Below are 824 nucleotides of genomic sequence, written 5' to 3'. Positions count from 1 at the left end.
GTCTCGTCGTCGATCGGGAAGATCGCGGCGGTGGAGCCGAACTCCGGCGACATGTTGCCGATGGTGGCGCGGTTGGCGAGGCTCGTGGCCGCCACACCCTCGCCGTAGAACTCGACGAACTTGCCGACGACGCCGTGCTTGCGCAGCATCTCGGTGATGGTGAGCACCAGGTCGGTGGCGGTGGTGCCGGGGGTCAGCTCACCGGTGAGCTTGAAGCCGACCACGCGCGGGATCAGCATGGAGACCGGCTGGCCGAGCATCGCGGCCTCGGCCTCGATGCCGCCGACGCCCCAGCCGAGGACGCCGAGGCCGTTGACCATGGTGGTGTGCGAGTCCGTGCCGACCAGGGTGTCGGGGTACGCCTGCCCGTTGCGGACCATGACCGTGCGCGCCAGGTGCTCGATGTTCACCTGGTGGACGATGCCGGTGCCCGGCGGGACGACCTTGAACTCGTCGAACGCGGTCTGGCCCCAGCGCAGGAACTGGTAGCGCTCCTTGTTGCGGCCGTACTCCAGCTCGACGTTCTGCGCGAAGGCGTCGTTGGTGCCGAACTTGTCGGCGATGACGGAGTGGTCGATGACCAGCTCGGCCGGGGCCAGCGGGTTGATCTTCGCCGGGTCGCCGCCCAGCTCCTTGACGGCCTCACGCATGGTCGCCAGGTCGACGACACAGGGCACGCCGGTGAAGTCCTGCATGATCACACGGGCCGGCGTGAACTGGATCTCCTGGCTGGGCTGGGCCTGCGAGTCCCAGTTGCCGAGGGCGCGGATGTGGTCGGCGGTGATGTTCGCGCCGTCCTCCGTGCGGAGCAGGTTCTCCAGCAG

Annotated in this window: 1 protein-coding gene; it reads right to left on the bottom strand. The window is 68.6% G+C overall.

Going from position 1 to position 824, the window contains the following annotated elements; all coding sequences use genetic code 11:
* Positions 1-824, bottom strand: an 824-nt coding sequence (locus tag G6W55_RS37930; protein ID WP_254876601.1) for an aconitase family protein, incomplete at both ends; no start/stop codon positions are given.

Origin of the sequence: Streptomyces sp. CAI-85, assembly GCF_013363615.1 — a bacterium.
GTDB lineage: Bacteria > Actinomycetota > Actinomycetes > Streptomycetales > Streptomycetaceae > Streptomyces > Streptomyces antibioticus_B.
Note: the sequence above shows the minus strand (reverse complement) of the source record. Positions and strands in the feature narration are given on the sequence as shown.